The 15695-nt window shown below is 68.0% G+C and carries 17 protein-coding genes; 14 read left to right on the top strand and 3 right to left on the bottom strand.

The window, feature by feature from the left end; translation table 11 throughout:
• The first annotated feature begins 39 nt into the window (after window positions 1–39).
• Entirely contained in the window at window positions 40–918 is an 879-nt protein-coding gene (locus ACLJQ7_RS23285) for a LysR family transcriptional regulator ArgP (protein WP_410650267.1), read from the top strand.
• 95 nt (window positions 919–1013) lie between these two features.
• Window positions 1014–1601, top strand: a complete 588-nt coding sequence (locus tag ACLJQ7_RS23280) for an HhH-GPD-type base excision DNA repair protein (RefSeq protein WP_410650266.1) — start codon at window positions 1014–1016, stop codon at window positions 1599–1601.
• Between the two features lie 7 nt (window positions 1602–1608).
• On the opposite strand, the gene ACLJQ7_RS23275 is transcribed toward ACLJQ7_RS23280, so the two are convergent.
• Window positions 1609–3297 carry an FAD-binding oxidoreductase gene (locus ACLJQ7_RS23275; protein WP_410650265.1) on the bottom strand — a complete coding sequence of 563 codons (1689 nt, stop codon included), beginning with the start codon at window positions 3295–3297 and terminating at the stop codon, window positions 1609–1611.
• Window positions 3298–3764: 467 nt separating this feature from the next.
• Between ACLJQ7_RS23275 and ACLJQ7_RS23270 the strand changes: the two genes are divergently transcribed.
• Both ACLJQ7_RS23270 and ACLJQ7_RS23265 read left to right on the top strand, forming a co-directional pair.
• Window positions 3765–4391 (top strand): LmbU family transcriptional regulator, encoded by a 627-nt coding sequence (locus ACLJQ7_RS23270; RefSeq protein ID WP_410650264.1) that lies wholly within the window; start codon window positions 3765–3767, stop codon window positions 4389–4391.
• 231 nt (window positions 4392–4622) lie between these two features.
• Window positions 4623–5399: an SDR family NAD(P)-dependent oxidoreductase gene (locus ACLJQ7_RS23265; protein WP_410650263.1), complete on the top strand. Its 777-nt coding sequence runs from the start codon at window positions 4623–4625 to the stop codon at window positions 5397–5399.
• A gap of 71 nt (window positions 5400–5470) precedes the next feature.
• Here the strand turns inward: ACLJQ7_RS23265 and ACLJQ7_RS23260 are convergent, their stop codons facing one another.
• A complete protein-coding gene (locus ACLJQ7_RS23260; RefSeq protein ID WP_410650262.1) occupies window positions 5471–6964 on the bottom strand; it encodes a DHA2 family efflux MFS transporter permease subunit in 1494 nt (497 codons plus the stop codon).
• Between the two features lie 205 nt (window positions 6965–7169).
• Window positions 7170–7631, bottom strand: a complete 462-nt coding sequence (locus ACLJQ7_RS23255) for an RrF2 family transcriptional regulator (RefSeq protein ID WP_410650261.1) — start codon at window positions 7629–7631, stop codon at window positions 7170–7172.
• A 316-nt stretch (window positions 7632–7947) separates the two neighbouring features.
• Between ACLJQ7_RS23255 and ACLJQ7_RS23250 the strand changes: the two genes are divergently transcribed.
• The 10 genes from ACLJQ7_RS23250 to ACLJQ7_RS23205 all read left to right on the top strand — a co-directional run bounded on the left by ACLJQ7_RS23250 (window position 7948) and on the right by ACLJQ7_RS23205 (window position 15686).
• Window positions 7948–9111, top strand: a complete 1164-nt coding sequence (locus ACLJQ7_RS23250; RefSeq protein WP_410650260.1) for a 3-deoxy-7-phosphoheptulonate synthase — start codon at window positions 7948–7950, stop codon at window positions 9109–9111.
• 70 nt (window positions 9112–9181) lie between these two features.
• Window positions 9182–10528, top strand: coding sequence for a salicylate synthase (locus ACLJQ7_RS23245; protein ID WP_410650259.1), 1347 nt, complete (start codon window positions 9182–9184; stop codon window positions 10526–10528).
• Entirely contained in the window at window positions 10525–11568 is a 1044-nt protein-coding gene (locus ACLJQ7_RS23240) for a ketoacyl-ACP synthase III family protein (RefSeq protein ID WP_410650258.1), read from the top strand. Before ACLJQ7_RS23245 ends, ACLJQ7_RS23240 begins: the two co-directional genes overlap by 4 nt.
• Window position 11569: 1 nt before the next feature.
• A complete protein-coding gene (locus ACLJQ7_RS23235; protein ID WP_410650257.1) occupies window positions 11570–13198 on the top strand; it encodes a (2,3-dihydroxybenzoyl)adenylate synthase in 1629 nt (542 codons plus the stop codon).
• A gap of 1 nt (window position 13199) precedes the next feature.
• A complete protein-coding gene (locus ACLJQ7_RS23230) occupies window positions 13200–13457 on the top strand; it encodes a phosphopantetheine-binding protein (protein ID WP_410650256.1) in 258 nt (85 codons plus the stop codon).
• Window positions 13454–13870 (top strand): cupin domain-containing protein, encoded by a 417-nt coding sequence (locus tag ACLJQ7_RS23225; protein ID WP_410650255.1) that lies wholly within the window; start codon window positions 13454–13456, stop codon window positions 13868–13870. The genes ACLJQ7_RS23230 and ACLJQ7_RS23225 overlap by 4 nt, the downstream gene beginning before the upstream one ends.
• On the top strand, window positions 13867–14193 hold the full coding sequence (locus tag ACLJQ7_RS23220) for a hypothetical protein (protein WP_410650254.1): 327 nt from the start codon (window positions 13867–13869) through the stop codon (window positions 14191–14193). The genes ACLJQ7_RS23225 and ACLJQ7_RS23220 overlap by 4 nt, the downstream gene beginning before the upstream one ends.
• On the top strand, window positions 14190–14591 hold the full coding sequence (locus ACLJQ7_RS23215; RefSeq protein ID WP_410650253.1) for a cupin domain-containing protein: 402 nt from the start codon (window positions 14190–14192) through the stop codon (window positions 14589–14591). The genes ACLJQ7_RS23220 and ACLJQ7_RS23215 overlap by 4 nt, the downstream gene beginning before the upstream one ends.
• Window positions 14584–15303 (top strand): cupin domain-containing protein, encoded by a 720-nt coding sequence (locus ACLJQ7_RS23210; RefSeq protein WP_410650252.1) that lies wholly within the window; start codon window positions 14584–14586, stop codon window positions 15301–15303. The genes ACLJQ7_RS23215 and ACLJQ7_RS23210 overlap by 8 nt, the downstream gene beginning before the upstream one ends.
• Window positions 15300–15686, top strand: a complete 387-nt coding sequence (locus tag ACLJQ7_RS23205) for a cupin domain-containing protein (RefSeq protein WP_410650251.1) — start codon at window positions 15300–15302, stop codon at window positions 15684–15686. The genes ACLJQ7_RS23210 and ACLJQ7_RS23205 overlap by 4 nt, the downstream gene beginning before the upstream one ends.
• The last annotated feature ends 9 nt before the right edge of the window (window positions 15687–15695 follow it).

The raw sequence follows: 15695 nt of genomic DNA, 5'->3' as shown, positions 1-15695 counted from the left end.
AACAGTACAGCTAAAGATTCTTACGTAAGATTAGCGTTCGTGATGACAGATCTGCCTCTCGACCTGGTCCGCACGCTGCTGGTGGTCGCCGACGAAGGCACGTTCGACGCGGCGGCCTCGGCACTGCACGTGACCCCGTCGGCGATCAGCCAGCGCGTCAAGGCGCTCGAACAGCGCACCGGCCGGGTCCTGCTGATCCGCACGAAACCGGTACGCCTGACCGAATCCGGGCAGGCGGTCGTGCGGTTCGGCCGTCAGACGGCGCTGCTGGAGGCCGACACCCGGGCCGAACTCGGCCTGACCACCGGCGACGAGCCGGTCCGATTGCCGATCGCGGTGAACGCCGATTCGCTGGCGACCTGGTTCCTGCCCGCCCTCACGAGAGTGCCGCCCGAGCAGAAGATCTGTTTCGAACTGCATCGCGAGGACCAGGACCACACCACGAGCCTGCTGCGGGAGGGCCTGGTGATGGCCGCCGTGACGTCGTCACCCGATCCGGTCGCGGGGTGTTCGGTGCACCGGCTCGGGCACATGCGCTACCTCGCCGTCGTGAGCCCGGCACTCGGCACGGACCTCGACCTCGCCGAAGCACCCGTCGTCGTCTTCGACCGCCGTGACGACCTCCAAGACCGCTTCGCGCGCGAGCGCGGCACGATCGCGAGCCGGCTGCGGCACTACGTCCCGTCGTCCGAAGGGTTCTTCGACGCCGTCGCGGCCGGGATGGGCTGGGGCATGGTGCCGCTCGCGCAGATCGGCGACCGCCTGCGCGACGGCAGTTTCGTCTGCATCGACCCCGATCACCCGATCGACGTACCGCTGTTCTGGCAGCAGTGGAAACTCGACTCCCCCGCGCTGGCGGCGGTTCCGGCCGCCATCACCACGGCGGCCGCGGAACTGCTGGTCGACCCACAAGGATGAAGACGCGCGGACCGGCCGGGTCGTGAGATCCTGGGCGCAGGACGCGCGGATCGCGGGTGACCGCCGCGCCACCTCTGATCCGGGAAGATGATGCCATGCCGAACGAGCTCCGACTGACCGGCGACGCCGATGCCGACAAGCTGCTCAACGACGATCCGTTCGCCCTGGTGACCGGGCTCCTCCTTGATCAGCAGTACCCCATGGAACACGCCTTCCGGGGGCCGAAGAAGATCGCCGACCGGATGGACGGCTTCGACATCCGCAAAATCGCCGAAGCCGACACCGAGACCTTCGTCGAACTCTGCGTCATCCCACCCGCCATCCACCGCTACGGCGGCTCCATGGCCCGGCGCGTCCAAACCCTGGCCCAGTACGTCATCGAGCACTACGACGGCGACACCACCGCGATCTGGACGGCCGGACGGCCCAAACCCAACGGCGAAGAGGTCCTCAAACGCCTCAAAGCCCTCCCCGGCTACGGAGAACAAAAGGCCAAGATCCTCCTCGCGCTCCTCGGCAAACAACTGGGCGTCCAGCCCAAGGGATGGCGCGCCCTCGCCGGCGCCTACGGCGACCGCGGTTCCCGCCGTTCCATCGCCGACGTCACCAGCCCCGAGACCCTCGCCCAGGTCCGCGCCTTCAAGAAAGCGGCAAAGGAAGCCTCCCGGGCGAACGCCGAATAGCCGCGGATCAGGACGGACGTTTGACGGACTGCTTGTGCCGGAAGACGTCCTTCGGGTCCCACTTGGCCTTGACCTGTTGCAGGCGTGCGTAATTGCTCTTGTAGTACAGGTCGTGCCAAGGAACCTTGGACGAATTGTATGCGGGGTCCGACAGGTCGGTGTCGGGGTAATTGACGTAGCAGCCGTCGGTGCGGTCGTTGGGCACCGGAACTCCGCCGGTGGCGCCGTAGAGCTCGGCGTAGAACTTGCGGACCCAGGCCAGGTTCTTGGCGTCGTCGCCGGGGGCGGACCAGAACGTCTGGCACAGCGCCTGGAAGGCCGAACTCCGGTGCGAGGCGGCGGTCGCGGCCGGGTCCACGGCGTTCACCTTCCCGCCGTACGGCAGCAACAGCAGCATCGCGTTCGGGTTGTCGATCGTGGTGCTCGTGAGGTGCTTGTGGATGACCGCCAGATCGGTGTCGGTGAAGGCCTTGCGATGGTAGGCCGACTTGTGGTCCGCGCGGAGCGTCGGATTCGTCAGCATGGGCGAATTGGTCGCCAGCAGCCGGACCGACTGGAACCACGGCAACCGCTGGGCGTTGACCAGCTGCGGCATCGCGCTGTATTCGCCCACGTTCCCGTCCAGCGGACGCACCGCCGCCGACATGCCGTCGCGGATTTCGGCCACGAAATCCTCCAGCAACCGCTCCGCGTTCGGAACGTCGCCGTCGACCTGGACGAACATGCCCACGTTGCCATTGGACTTGTGATTCAGGGCGAGTGAAGCCGACAAGGCCGTGCCCGGCGAATCCGGCGCGCTGTTGCGCTCGTGCCATCCGGTGAAGTTCTTCACCAGCCTGGCGAACTTCGCCTCGGTGAGTTCCGCCCACGAGAACGACATTCCGTTGACCAGGACGGTCGACGGCGGTTTGGGCAGCGCGGTGGCCGGATCGGCACCGCTCACGCCGGGTGAGCGCAGCCAGTAGCGGGTGATCACGCCGAAGTTCCCGCCGCCGCCACCGGTGTGCGCCCACCACAGATCACGGTTGGGATCGGCGGGCTCGCGGGTCGCCACGACGCTGCGCGCCTTGCCCGCTTGATCGACCACCACGACCTCGACGGCGTACAGGTGGTCGACGGTGAGCCCGAGGCGCCGGGACAGCGGGCCGTCGCCACCGCCGCAGATGTGCCCGCCCGCGCCCACCGAGTAGCACCGTCCACCCGGGAGGGTCACACCCCAGCCCTTGTAGAGGGTGGCGTACAGATTCAGCAGCCGCGCGCCGGGTTCGACGGCGAAGGCCTTCATGGCGGGGTCGTAGCGGACCGAGTCCATTTCGGACATGTCGATCACCGTGCGCACGTCGGGATTGCTGACGAAGTCCTCGTAGCAGTGCCCGCCGCTGCGCACGGCGATCCGCCTGCCCGACGTGACCGCGGCCTGGACGGCGTCGACCACCTGCTGGGTCGAACCGACCAGCTGGAAACAGTCGGGGGATCCGACCCAGCGCTGATTGTTCCCGGTGATCAATTCCCCGTATCGGGGGTCGCCCGGCTTGACGGTGAAGGGACCGAACGGGTCGGCCGTCCGGTCGGTCGCGTTCGCGGTCCCGGAGCCGAGGAACGGGAGCGCGGCGGCGCCGACGGCCAGCCCCGCGCTCGCGCTGAGAAATGCCCGCCTGCCCTTTCCGCGCGCGGCATCGGCGATTCTTTCGTCCATTGTTTTTCCCCACTGAAGTCAGGTCGAATACGCGCTGGAGATCAAGGGCAGAACAAAGATGACGGACCTCGCCGTCGAGCCGAGCCGTCGGAGAATACGCGCCGCTGCCCCCACAGCACCCCATCCTCGGCGGGCCCCCGTGCCACCAAGTGAGCGCGAGCCTACCAGAGCACCGCAGCCATTGGTGCGCATTCGGAGTAGCCCGTAACAGGCGTCACGGGCAACGCATATGAGTAACGACTGGGCTACTATCGGAGGTGGCCTATGGGGGGTGTCCATGCGGTGAGTTCACGGCGTCCAGCCGGTATACCCGGAGCGGTTTCACGGAGTGAGACGCGCGCGGGCCGTCCCTTATCGTTTCACCGACGGCTCCGTCAGGTCGCCCATTGTCTGCTGCGTCGATCCACGCCGTCTGGAATTCATCGCTAGTACACCAAATGACAATGTCCGACCCTTCAGGGGGAACTGTGCCACCAACCAACCGAGATGTTCTCGAGCCGGCGCAACTGGAACCGAAGACGCAGGCCCGCGCCGACCAGGTGCTGATTTCGCGCCTTGGCCTGCGTATTCCGCCCAGCCTCACCTATGGCGACTGGGAACGAGCAGGAGTACAGCTTTCCCGGATCTTCGATTCGTCGGCCTGGTGTCTTGGCGACTGGCTGGTCTGCGGTCAGGAGAACTACGCGGATCGCTATGTCCGGGCCATCGACGCCGCCGGGCTCGACTATCAGACCCTGCGTAACTATGCCTGGGTCACTCGCCGATTCCGACTGGAAAGACGCCGGGAACTGCTGAGCTTCCAGCATCATGCCGAGGTCGCCGCACTCGACGCCAGAGCACAGGACCATTGGCTGGATCGTGCCGAGAAAGAGAGATGGTCGCGCAACGAACTCCGCCGTCGGTTGCGCGGGATCAAATCGAACAAGAAGGCGGCCGCGGAGCCGGCCTCGGTGGTACCGAGGCTGGCCGTTGCCAGGGAACGCGTCGAGCGCTGGCGGGCCGCCGCACAGCAGGCGGACGATCACTTGGAGAACTGGATGGTACTGATACTGGACCGGGCGGCGGAGGATATATTGAGCACGAAATCGACGTGATGACGGTGAATGCCTGTCGGTGAGCCGCGACGCTCTCCGAAAAGGGATATTACACGTGAACGCGGTTTCGGGGAGAACCCGATCGGCGGCCGTCGGTTCGTCCCGCTGGCGGGACGGACTTCCGGAGCGGCCGCCGGTCCGGGCGAATGCGGGATTCGGTCATCTGAGACCGGGCGATGATATGACGATCCAGCACCACTAGTGCCGCTGAAGCGGTGGAGGACACTTTTCATGACGACGAAGACAACACGTGTCGCGGTAGTGACCGGAGCCGGAAGGGGAATCGGCCTGGCGATCGTTCGCGCGCTGGTCGAAGACGGATATACGGTCGTCGCGGGCAGCCGCACCGTCACCGCCGGATTGAAGGAACTGACCGCGGACGCGCTCGAGGCCGATCTCGGCCATCCCGACGAGCCCGCCCGCGTCGTACGGCACGCTCTCGACCAGCACGGCGGGATCGATTTGCTGGTCAACAATGTCGCGGGCACGTCGACGCCGCCCGGCGGATTCCTTCAGCTCGACGACGAGGCGTTCCTGCACACCTTCAATGTGACGTTCATGTCGAATGTCCGTGCGACGCGGGCCGCGCTGCCGAGCCTTTTGGAGCGCCGCGGCGTGGTGATCAACATCAGTTCGGTCAACGCGAAACTGCCCCAGCCGCGGCTGGTCGCGCAATCCGCGGTCAAGGCCGCGGTGTCGAACCTCGGTAAGGCACTCGCCGAGGAGTTCGGCGGCCAAGGTCTGCGGGTGAACACGATTTCGCCCGGCCCGGTGTGGACCGACCTGTGGACTTCACCCGGCGGCCCCGGCGAAATGATCGCGAAACGAGCGGGTGCCACGCTGGACACGTTCAAGGACCAGCTGCCCGCCACCGTCGGCACCTCGACCGGCGAGTTCGCCGACCCGGAGGAGATCGCGGCGCTCGTGGTGTTCCTCGCCTCCGGCAAGGTGGCCAACATGAGCGGTGCGGATCTGGTGATCGACGGCGGGATGATGAAGACCGTCTGAGCCGGTTGACCGAGAAGGCCCCTTTCGCCGAAGCGAAAGGGGTCTTTTCGGCATCCTGTGGTGTGCCGGATTCAGCGCCCCGCAGTGGTTTTCGCCGCCTGCGCGGTCGCGGTTTCGGCGGCGCGGGGTCGTCCCACGAACAGCGCGGACGCGACCAAGCCGACCAGCAGGACCAATGCCGGCAGGTACATGGACTGGCTGAGCGCGCTGCTCAGTTTGTGCAGCACCGTTTCGCGCAGTTCGGGTGGCAGGTCGCGCACGCTGGTGCCGTCGCCGCTTTCGCCGATCGGACCGGCCGGAAGTCCCTGAGCCGCGATACGTGTCGACAGCAGCGCGCTGATGGCCGCCGAGCCGAGCGTGAAGCCCATCTGGCGGGTGGTCAGGAACACGCCGGAACCGGCTCCCGCCTGATGCATGGACAGGTTCCGGATCGCGTTGGCCGCGAGCGGCGCCCAGACGAAGGCGTTCGCGATACCGGCGATCGCGCCGAGGACGACGAACAGCGCCAGTGACGAATCCGGCGTCATGATCCACGTGTAGCCGAACAAGGTCCCGGCGAACAAGGCGAAACCGATGGTCGGGATCATCCGCGGCGGCAACCGGTCGGCGATCTTGCCGACGAAGGGCGCGAGCAAGCCGGTGAGGATCGCCATCGGAGCGAAGACCATCGCCGACTTCGTCGGTGACAGGTCCCGCACCTGTTGCAGATAGAAGTAGGCGACCACGAACAGGCCGTTCACCGCCGCGGCCATCGAAGTGACGGCCACATTGGACAGTGAGAAGTTGCGGTCCTTGAACAGGCTCAGTGGCACCAGCGGTTCCCGCGTGTTGCGCGACTGGTTGAAGACGAACAGGATCAGCACGGCGACGCCGGCCACGATCAGCGCCCAGATGACGAGGTCCCAGTTCCGGGCGTTACCCTCCTGGATGCCGAACACCAGCAGGAACATCCCGATCGCGGAAAGCGCCATACCGGTGATGTCGAACTTGTGCTCCCGGGTCTCCAGCGCGGGCACCAGCCAGACCGCCAGCACGAAGGCGACGATGCCGATGGGCACGTTCACGTAGAAGATCCACTGCCAGCCCTGCCAGTCCACCAGCACGCCGCCCACGATCGGGCCGACCAGCGCCGCCAGCCCGGCCGCGCCGCCCCAGAGGCCCATGGCCGCGCCGCGTTTGTCCGGCGGGAAGGTCCGGGTGATGACGGCCATGGTCTGTGGTGTCATCAGAGCCGCGCCCAGTCCCTGCACGACGCGCGCCGCGATCAGCATGTCGATACTGGTGGACGCTCCGCACCAGAGCGAGGCCCCGGTGAACACCACCAGGCCGATCAGGTAGACGTTCTTGGGGCCGAAGCGGTCGCCGAGCCGTCCGGTGATCAGCAGCGGCACCGCGTAGGCCAGCAGGTACGCGCTGGTGGCCCAGATCGCCTGGGAGATGTCGGCGTGCAGGTCCGCCATGATCGCCGGGTTGGCCACAGCGACGATGCTCATGTCCAGCAGGAGCAGGAAGAAACCGACGATGACCGCGTAGAGCGCGGGCCACGGGTTGGATTTCGAGGACATGGCTTCCGTTTCTGGTGTCCGTGCCGGTGGATCGGGCCGGTCGTGAGTGGCGTTCCGGCCCGGTTTTCCTGTCATATCGCGTGATCGGATGGACGACACGCGTGATCAGACGGACGACACGCGTGATCGGATGGACGACACGGCCTCGCCGGGGCTCTCACGCGTGTCGTCCCGCTGATCACAACCAGAAGGGCTCCTGTGACCTTCAGGCGCGGCCGGCGCGAAGAGCTTCCTCGCGGGCGAGCTCGCGACCCTTGGCCAGCACCTGCTGGACGAGATGCGCGATCGTCGTGCGGCCGAGCCGTTCTTCCATGGCCTGCTCGGCTTCCCGGAACTCCGCGTCGAGCAGCGCGCGCATATGGCGGCCGACATCGCATGTGGTGCTGGGCGGATGGGCATGCCTGGTCAGGATCGGTCCCTGCTCGACCGCGGTGTACGCGTCGTAGAGCGTGATCTCCTCCGGTGGGCGGGCCAGCGTCCAACCGCCGCCGCGCCCCTCCGTGGACCGCACCAGCCCGGCGTCGCGGAGGCTGCCGAGAATGCGCCGGACCAGCACCGGGTTGCTCGCCAGGCTGTCCGCGATCTCCGCCGACGTCAGCGAATCGTCCCAGCGCGCCAGCATCGTCAGTGCGTGGATAGCCGCCGCGCTCCTGCTGCTGAGAGCCACCCGTCCCCCCTTCGAAACTGCAACCAGCATAGTTTCAGTTCGGGTCGTCGTCAACGACGGGGTGGGACCGTCCCGATCGGGCGCGAAGTGGCGGATCCGCCGCGAGCGCATTTGTCCCGCTGGCGAGACGGGCGGGGAACGGCAGACCTACTCAGGTGCCCGTTGTTCTGCTAGATTCGGTTATCGAATCCGCCGCGAATTCCTGCGGTATTCGGCGCGCAAAGTCGCCGCCCATGCCCAGCGGCAGGTAATGATCGAACGTCGCCAGTCAGGCAAATCAAGTTTCGGCGGACTTTGCTCATTGGGGGAGGCTCTTGTGCGGAGTGAGCTACCGGTGATTTCGGCCGAATCGGCTTTGCAACAGCCGGAATGGCCGGATCACCAGCACGTACGAATGGTGAGAGAGGTGCTCGCCGATCGGCCGCCATTGGTATCCGCGGACGATGTCCGGACATTGGGTGCCCAATTGTCCAGGGTCGCGGCGGGTGAACTACTGGTCGTGCAGACAGGCGACTGCGCCGAGGATCCGGCGGAATGCACGCCGGGTTATGTGGCCCGCAAGATCGCCCTGGTGGACATGCTGGCCGGGGCGCTGAAGATGGCCACGGGCAAGCCCGTCCTGCGAGTGGGGCGGATCGCGGGCCAGTTCGCCAAACCGCGGTCGAGGCCGACCGAACGGGTCGGCGGTGTCGACCTGCCCGTCTATCGCGGTCACCTGGTCAACAGCCCGGAACCGGACCCGCTGCTTCGGAGGCCGGACCCGGATCGCCTGCTCGACGGCTACGACGCGGCGAGCGCGGCGATGGAGTACCTGCGCCTGCGCAACCGCGAACGGCCGGAGGCGTCGGTCTGGACCAGCCACGAGGCACTGCTGCTCGACTACGAGCTGCCGCTACTGCGCCGGACCGAGACCGGCCGGTGGCTGCTCACTTCGACGCACTGGCCGTGGATCGGCAACCGCACCAACCAGCTGGACGGTGCCCACGCGGCGCTGCTGGCCACGATCGACAACCCGATCGCCTGCAAGGTCGGGCCGGATATGACGCCGGACGCGCTGGTCGCGCTCTGCGAGCGGCTCGACCCCTTCCGCACCCCCGGCAGGCTCACCCTCATCGCCAGGATGGGCATCGAGAACGTGGCCGAGCGGCTGCCACCGCTGGTCGCCGCGGTCCGCGAGGCGGGCCACCGGCTCGGCTGGCTCACCGACCCCATGCACGGCAACACCGTGAGCGGCCCGGACGGGCTGAAGACCCGGTTCGTGGAAACGGTCGCGAAGGAGATCGCCGAATTCAGGCGTGCGGTGGCCGCGGGGCGCGGGGTGGCCGCCGGACTGCATTTGGAGACCACGCCCGACGAGGTCACCGAATGTGTCGCCGATGAGTCGATGATCGGCCACGTCGGCGACAAGTACACCAGTTTCTGCGATCCGAGACTCAACCCGAAACAGGCCATCGAAGTGATTTCGGCCTGGCGCCGGTAGCACACCCCGGTTGAATTCGGATCCGTATTCCTTTTCCGGTCGTCGTGTCAGCAGAATCGAGGTCTTTGTAATGGGCGGGACAGAGTGGGCGCAATACGTCGAGACGTCGATCGAGGTGGCGGGGGATCCGCTCGATCTGTCGGCAAGGCTGGCCGAGGCGGGCCCGCACGGCGAATTCGTCATCTACGAAAAGGACGGGCACTGGTCCTATGCGGGCGGGGTGCTCGCCGAGGTGATCCTCGACCGGGACGGAGCCCGGCTCGGCGGCGTACGGACCGCGCGACTGCCCTGGAGCGATCGGCCGTTGCGTCAGGTCAAGGAACTGCTCGGAACGCTGCCGGTCCGCGGCTGGCGGGCTTATGGCGCCGCGACGTTCGAGCTGTCCTACGCCAAGGACGGTGATCGCGAGCATGTGGACGACCAGCCCCTGCTGCATCTCGTGGTGCCGAAGAGCGAGGTGCGCATCGGCTCCGGCCGGGCATCGGTGCGCTCCACCGACCCGGACACCCTGGCCGTCCTCGTCGACCTGCTCGTCCGCCCGGTCGAAGGCCGGGAGAGCGACGCGGTTCCGCTCGACGTCAGGCAGACCGGCCGCGACGAGTACCGCGCCGCGGTCGCGGGCGCGGTACAGGACATCGCCGACGCGCGGCTGCAGAAGGTGATCCTGTCCAGGCTCGTGCAGGTGGAAGAGGACATCGACCTGGTCGGCACCTATGTGCTCGGCCGCCGCCGGAACACCCCGGCCCGGTCGTTCCTGGTCCGGCTGGGCGGGCTGGAGGCCGCCGGGTTCAGCCCGGAGATCGTGGTCAGCGTGACCGAGGACGGCACGGTCGTCAGCCAGCCGCTGGCCGGCACCAGGGCGCTCACTTCGGATGCCGCGACCAACGACCGGCTGCGCGGGGAACTGCTGTCGGACGAGAAGGAGATCTTCGAGCACGCGATATCGGTGAAGGTCGGCAACGACGAGCTGCTCACCGTCTGCGAACCGGACTCGGTGGGTGTCCGCAATCTGATGACGCTGGAGGAACGGGGCAGTGTCCAGCACATCGCCTCCCGCGTGACCGGCAAACTCGCCGCCGGTCACGACGCTTGGGACGCCTTCGCCGCCGTCTTTCCCGCCGTGACCGCGTCCGGGGTGTCGAAAGAGGCCGCGTACGAGGCCATTCGCCGCTACGAGACCGAGCGCCGCGGCCTGTACAGCGGAGCCGTACTGACCGTGGACGAGTCCGGTGCGATGGACGCCGCGCTGGTGTTGCGGACGGTCTACCGCCAGGACGGCCGGACCTGGCTGCGGGCCGGCGCGGGCATCGTCGGCCGGTCGCAGCCGGACCGGGAGTTCGAGGAGACCTGCGAGAAGCTCGACAGTGTCGCGCGTTTCCTGGTCGCCGCCGAGATCAAGGCGGAGGTGCCCGCGTGAGGACCGACGACGTCTGTCTCTCCGGGATCGGCAGCGTCCTGCCCGGCCTGGTGAGCACCGAACACGCGGTGGCGCAAGGCTGGTACGACGAGGCGGCCCGCGAGGCGTCGGGGATCCTGTCGGTCACGGTCGCCGGGTCGACGCCCGCGCCGGACATGGCGGTCGGGGCCGCGAACCTCGCGATCCGGCGGTCCGGCCGGGCCGCGGACGATTTCGGGGTCCTGCTGCACAGCCACGCCCACCACCAGGGCCCGGACGCCTGGTCGCCCGCGCACTACATCCTCAACAACACCTTGGACCGGCCGATCCCGGCGATCGAGGTCAAGCAGGGCTGCCTCGGCGGGCTGGCCGCGCTCGAACTCGCCGCGACCCGGCTGCTGGCCAATCCGAGTCACCCGGCCGCCCTCGTGACCGCCGCGGACAACTTCTCCATCCCGCTGGTGGATCGCTGGCGCACCTCCTCGGCGTTCGTGCTCGCCGACTCCGCCGCCGCGGTGGCCCTGTCCCGCGGCGACGGATTCGCCCGGCTGCTGGCGATCGGTTCGGTGTCCGACGCCCGGATGGAGGCACTCGACCGCGGCGGCGACCCGCTGTTCCCACCGGGGGTGACCGTCGGGGAGCCGTTGGACTTCACCAAGCGGCGGGAGTACATGCGCGAGCAGTGGGCGCAGGGGGTCACCCCGCCCATCGGCTACTTCGGCGACAAGATCGTCGCCGTCACCGAGTCGGTGCTCAAGGAAGCGGACGTCACCTTCGACGAGATCGCCAGGGTCGCGCATCCCGGTTTCGGCTGGGAATCACTGGAGACGATGTTCCTCGACCCGCTGGGGATCGACCCCGAACGCGGGATCTGGGACTACATCAGGCGAATCGGGCACGCCGGGGTGACCGAGGTGTTCCTCGGGCTCGAGCATCTGTGGACCTCCGGGCAGGTCGGCCCCGGTGACCGCGTGCTCCTGGTGTCCTCGGGGGCGGGCGCCTCCATGGGCGCCGCCGTCGTCGAAATCCTCACCGCCCACCAGCCGGCGACGGAGAACTGACGTGTTGGAAGGATGCACCCCCTGGCCCGCCGATCTGGCGCGGCGATACCGGGAAGCCCTGCTGTGGCGGGGTGAAACACTCGGCACCGTGCTGCGGACGGCCGCCGCCGAGTACGGCGACGCCACCGCGCTGGTGCACGGCGACCGCCGGATCACCTATGCCGAACTCGACCGCTGGGCGGACCGGATGGCGGCGGGGTTCGCCAGGTACGGCATCGCCCCCGGCGACCGGGTCGTGGTCCAGCTGCCCAACGTGCCGGAGTTCGTCGCGGTGTGTTTCGCCCTGTTCCGGCTCGGCGCCAAACCGGTGTTCGCGCTGACCGCGCACCGCTCGCAGGAGATCGGGCATCTGTGCCGGATCACCGGCGCGGTGGCGTATGTGCTGCCCGGCGTGCACCGTGGGTTCGACCACCGGGTGCTGGCGAAGGAAGTCCGCTCGGGAGCGCCTTCGCTCCGGCTGTTGTTCAGCCTCAGCGGCATGGGCGGCGACGTCATCGATTTGTCCACTGTGGACGCCGAACCCGGAGAACTCGCCGAGCAGGAGCCGTCGGACGCGGCGTTCTTCCTGCTTTCCGGCGGGACGACGGCACTGCCGAAGGTCATTCCGCGCACCCACGACGACTACGCGTACCAGGTCCGCGCCACATCCGCGGTGCTCGGAATGTCCACTTCGGACGTTTACCTCGCGGTTCTGCCACTGGAGTTCAACTTCACCTGGGGCTGCCCCGGCGTGCTCGGCACGCTGGTCTCCGGCGGCACGGTGGTGCTCGCCGACGACCCGACGGCCGACGACTGCTTCGCCCTGATCGCCGGCGAGCGGGTCACCGTGACCTCGGTGGTGCCGAGCATCGCCCAGCTGTGGCTGGAGGCGGCGGAGTGGTCCGAGGCGGACCTGTCGAGCCTGCGGGTCGTCCAGATCGGCGGCGCCAAACTGCAGCGGTCGGTCGCCGAGCGGATCACCCCGGTCCTCGGCTGCGAGCTCCAGCAGGTCTTCGGCATGGCCGAGGGACTGCTCACCCTCACCAGGCTCGGCGACGCGCCGGAGGTCGCGCTGGGCACCCAGGGCAGGCCACTGTCCGAAGAGGACGAACTCCGGATCGTCGGCCCGGACGACCGCGAGGTCGCCGACGGCGAGATCGGCGAACTGCTCACCCGCGGCCCCTACACCTTGCGCGGCTACTACCGCGCGCCCGAGCACAACGCGATCGCGTTCACCGAGGACGGCTTCTACCGCAGCGGGGACCTCGCCCGGCTCACCGCCGACGGTGATCTGGTCATCGAGGGCCGGATCAAGGACGTGATCATCCGGGGCGGCGACAAGATCTCCGCGGCGGAGGTGGAGGGGCACCTGCTCGGTTATCCCGGAGTCCTCCGCGCGGCGGTGGTCGGCGTACCGGACGACTTCCTCGGGGAACGGACCTGCGCCTACCTCGTGGTGAACGGTGAACGCCCTTCGCTGCCCGACCTCAAGCGCGCACTGCACGACTGTGGGCTGGCGGGCTACAAGCTTCCCGACCGCGTCGAGTTCGTCGACGAACTCCCGGTCACCCCCTTGGGGAAGGTCGACAAGGTCGCGCTGGTGCGGCTCGCCGAGCGATCCCGTCTGTCGGTAACGAACCGGAAAGGCTGACATGGACACCGATCCCCCGTCGAAGACGCAACCACCCGGCGAACAGGAACTGCGCGAACTCCTGGCCCCGTTGCTCGATACCCGGCCCGAGGAGGTTCCCGGCGACGCCAACCTGATCCTGCTGGGCTTGACTTCGATCGACATGATGCGGCTGGTCGGCCGCTGGCGCCGGGCCAAGGTGCCGGTCGTCTTCGAAGAGCTGGCCTCCGCTCCCACGCTGAACGGCTGGCTCACCCATTTCGACGGACTGCGGGCATGAGCGGCGCTCTGGTGGTCGCCGATCTCGACCAGGCGTCCGTCGTCCACGGCGTGCACGGCGCGGACGGCGCCTCCGAATGGAAGGCGTTCGCCCGCCGCCATGACCTGTTCGGTTACTGGGAGGCGGTCGAATGGGCCGCGCTGCCGCCCGGCGGGATCAGCGGCGAACACGTGCACACCCGGACCGAAGAACTGTATTTCATCATCTCCGGCACGGGGACCATGCTCCTCGACGGTCAGGAGCATCCGGTGCGGGGCGGTGACCTGATCCTGAACGGCATCGGCACCCGGCACGGCTTGATCAACGCAGGCGACGACCGGCTGACCTGGCTCGTCATCGAAGTGGTCGGCCCGCACCTGGCCGCCGTCTATTCCGAACACCAGAAGCTGACCGAAAATGGGGGAAAACGATGAGCAACGCCGTGGTGATCAATCTTCGCGAGGTGCGGGAGATCGACGCGCGTGTCTTTCTGAGCGGGCCGCTCGGCCGGATCCGGCTGCCGCAGTTCGAGCCGGGACAGCAGGAGACGCTGGTCGCCGAGGACCAGGAGCACACCCTGTTCATCGTGCGCGGCAACGGAACCGCGGTGACCGGATCGACGACCGTCCCGCTGCGCGCCGGCGTCGCGCTGACCCTGCCGTTGGGCAGCAATGTCACGGTGGAAGCGGGCGACGAGGGCCTGGAACTGTTCATCGCCAGCCTCGCCACACCGCAGGCCGCCGGGGCGGCGCGGTGATCGTCACCAACGCCGATGGGCTGAGCCGGAGCCAGGACGGCGGCGCTTGGCGCTGTCTGGCCCGGCGCGGCATGCTGCACAGCGAATGCGAGGCCTTCGACTATCTCCGCTTGCCGCCGGGCGGTACGCGGGACGGGCGCGGCAGGGACGGTGTCGACGCGGTCTGGTTCGTACTCGATGGTGAAGGCGAATTCCGGGGCGGTGCCGAGGATTCCGTCCCGCTGCGCCCTGGTGACCTCGTCCTCTGGTCCGGGGGGACGCGCGGGTCGGTGCACAACCCGTCCAGCGGAAACCTCGAACTGCTGTCCTTCGCGGTGCTGCCCACCGCGGTGACCGACCGGCTTCCCGCCCGGATCCCGGTGGCGCCCGCACCCTTGACCGGAGCCGACCATGGCTGACCGGCTGATCGTCACGACCCTGGACGAGCTGTCCGAGGTCTACGAAATGCACGGCGGCGAGAAGGTCGCCCGGTGGAAATGCCTTGCCAGGCGGAACAACCTGTTCGGGGCGTGGGAAGCGGTGGAGTGTTCCTTCCTGCCCGCGGGCGGGGCCAGCGGGGTGCACCTGCACAGCCGGACCGAGCAGTTCGACTACGTGGTGTCCGGCAGCGGCGTGATGACAATCGACGGCGTCGATCATCCGGTCACCGCCGGCGATCTGCTCACCACCTGCCTCGGCACCCGGCACGGCATCCGCAATGTCGGTGACGAAGACCTGATCTGGCTGGTCATCGAGGTTTCCGGCCCGGGAATGGTGCCGGAGGTACCCGCGCAGGACACCAGTGGCGACCGCGCCGAGGTGATCAAGCTCCGCGAGGTCCGCGAGGTCGACGCGCTGGACTATCTGTCCGGACCGCTTCGCCGGGCCCGGCTGATCGAGCTCGCGCCAGGGCGGTCCGAGACCTTGGTGGCCGACGAGCAGGAGCACGTTCTGTTCACGCTCGGCGGTACCGGGTCCGCGACGTCCACGTCCACCACCGTCCCGTTGCGCTACGGGGTCTCGGTCGGGGTGCCGTTCCGCGGTTCCGTCACGGTCGAGGGCGGGCCGGACGGACTGGAGTTCTTCGTGGTCAGCCTGGTCGTCCCGGCGAACGTGGGTGGTGCGGAATGATCGTCTCGAACTCCGGTGACGGGCTCACCCGGACCCTCGACGGCAGCGCCGGCGAAGCGGTGTGGCGGTGCCTCGGGCGCCGCGGGATGTTGTTCAGCGAATGCGAATCCTTCGATTTCGTCCGGCTCGCTCCGGGGGCGGTTCTCGACGAACGCGGCCGGGGTGACATCGAGGAGGCCTGGTTCGTGCTTCGCGGCGAGGCCGAGTTCGCCGAGGACGGCCAAGACCCGCTGCTCGCCCGCGAGGGCGAACTCGTCTTCTGCGCGCACGCGACGGCCGGTCGATGGCGGAACACCGGCGACTCCCCGCTGGAAATGCTGTTCCTGGCGTTGATGCCCGCTTCGGTGAGCCTGCGGTTGCCGACCCGGACACCGTCCGACTGACCAGGGAAA

This window comes from Amycolatopsis sp. cmx-4-54 (assembly GCF_046548895.1).
Classification (GTDB): domain Bacteria; phylum Actinomycetota; class Actinomycetes; order Mycobacteriales; family Pseudonocardiaceae; genus Amycolatopsis.
The sequence above is the reverse complement of the archived record's forward strand: the minus strand, read 5'-3'. Positions and strand labels throughout refer to the sequence as shown.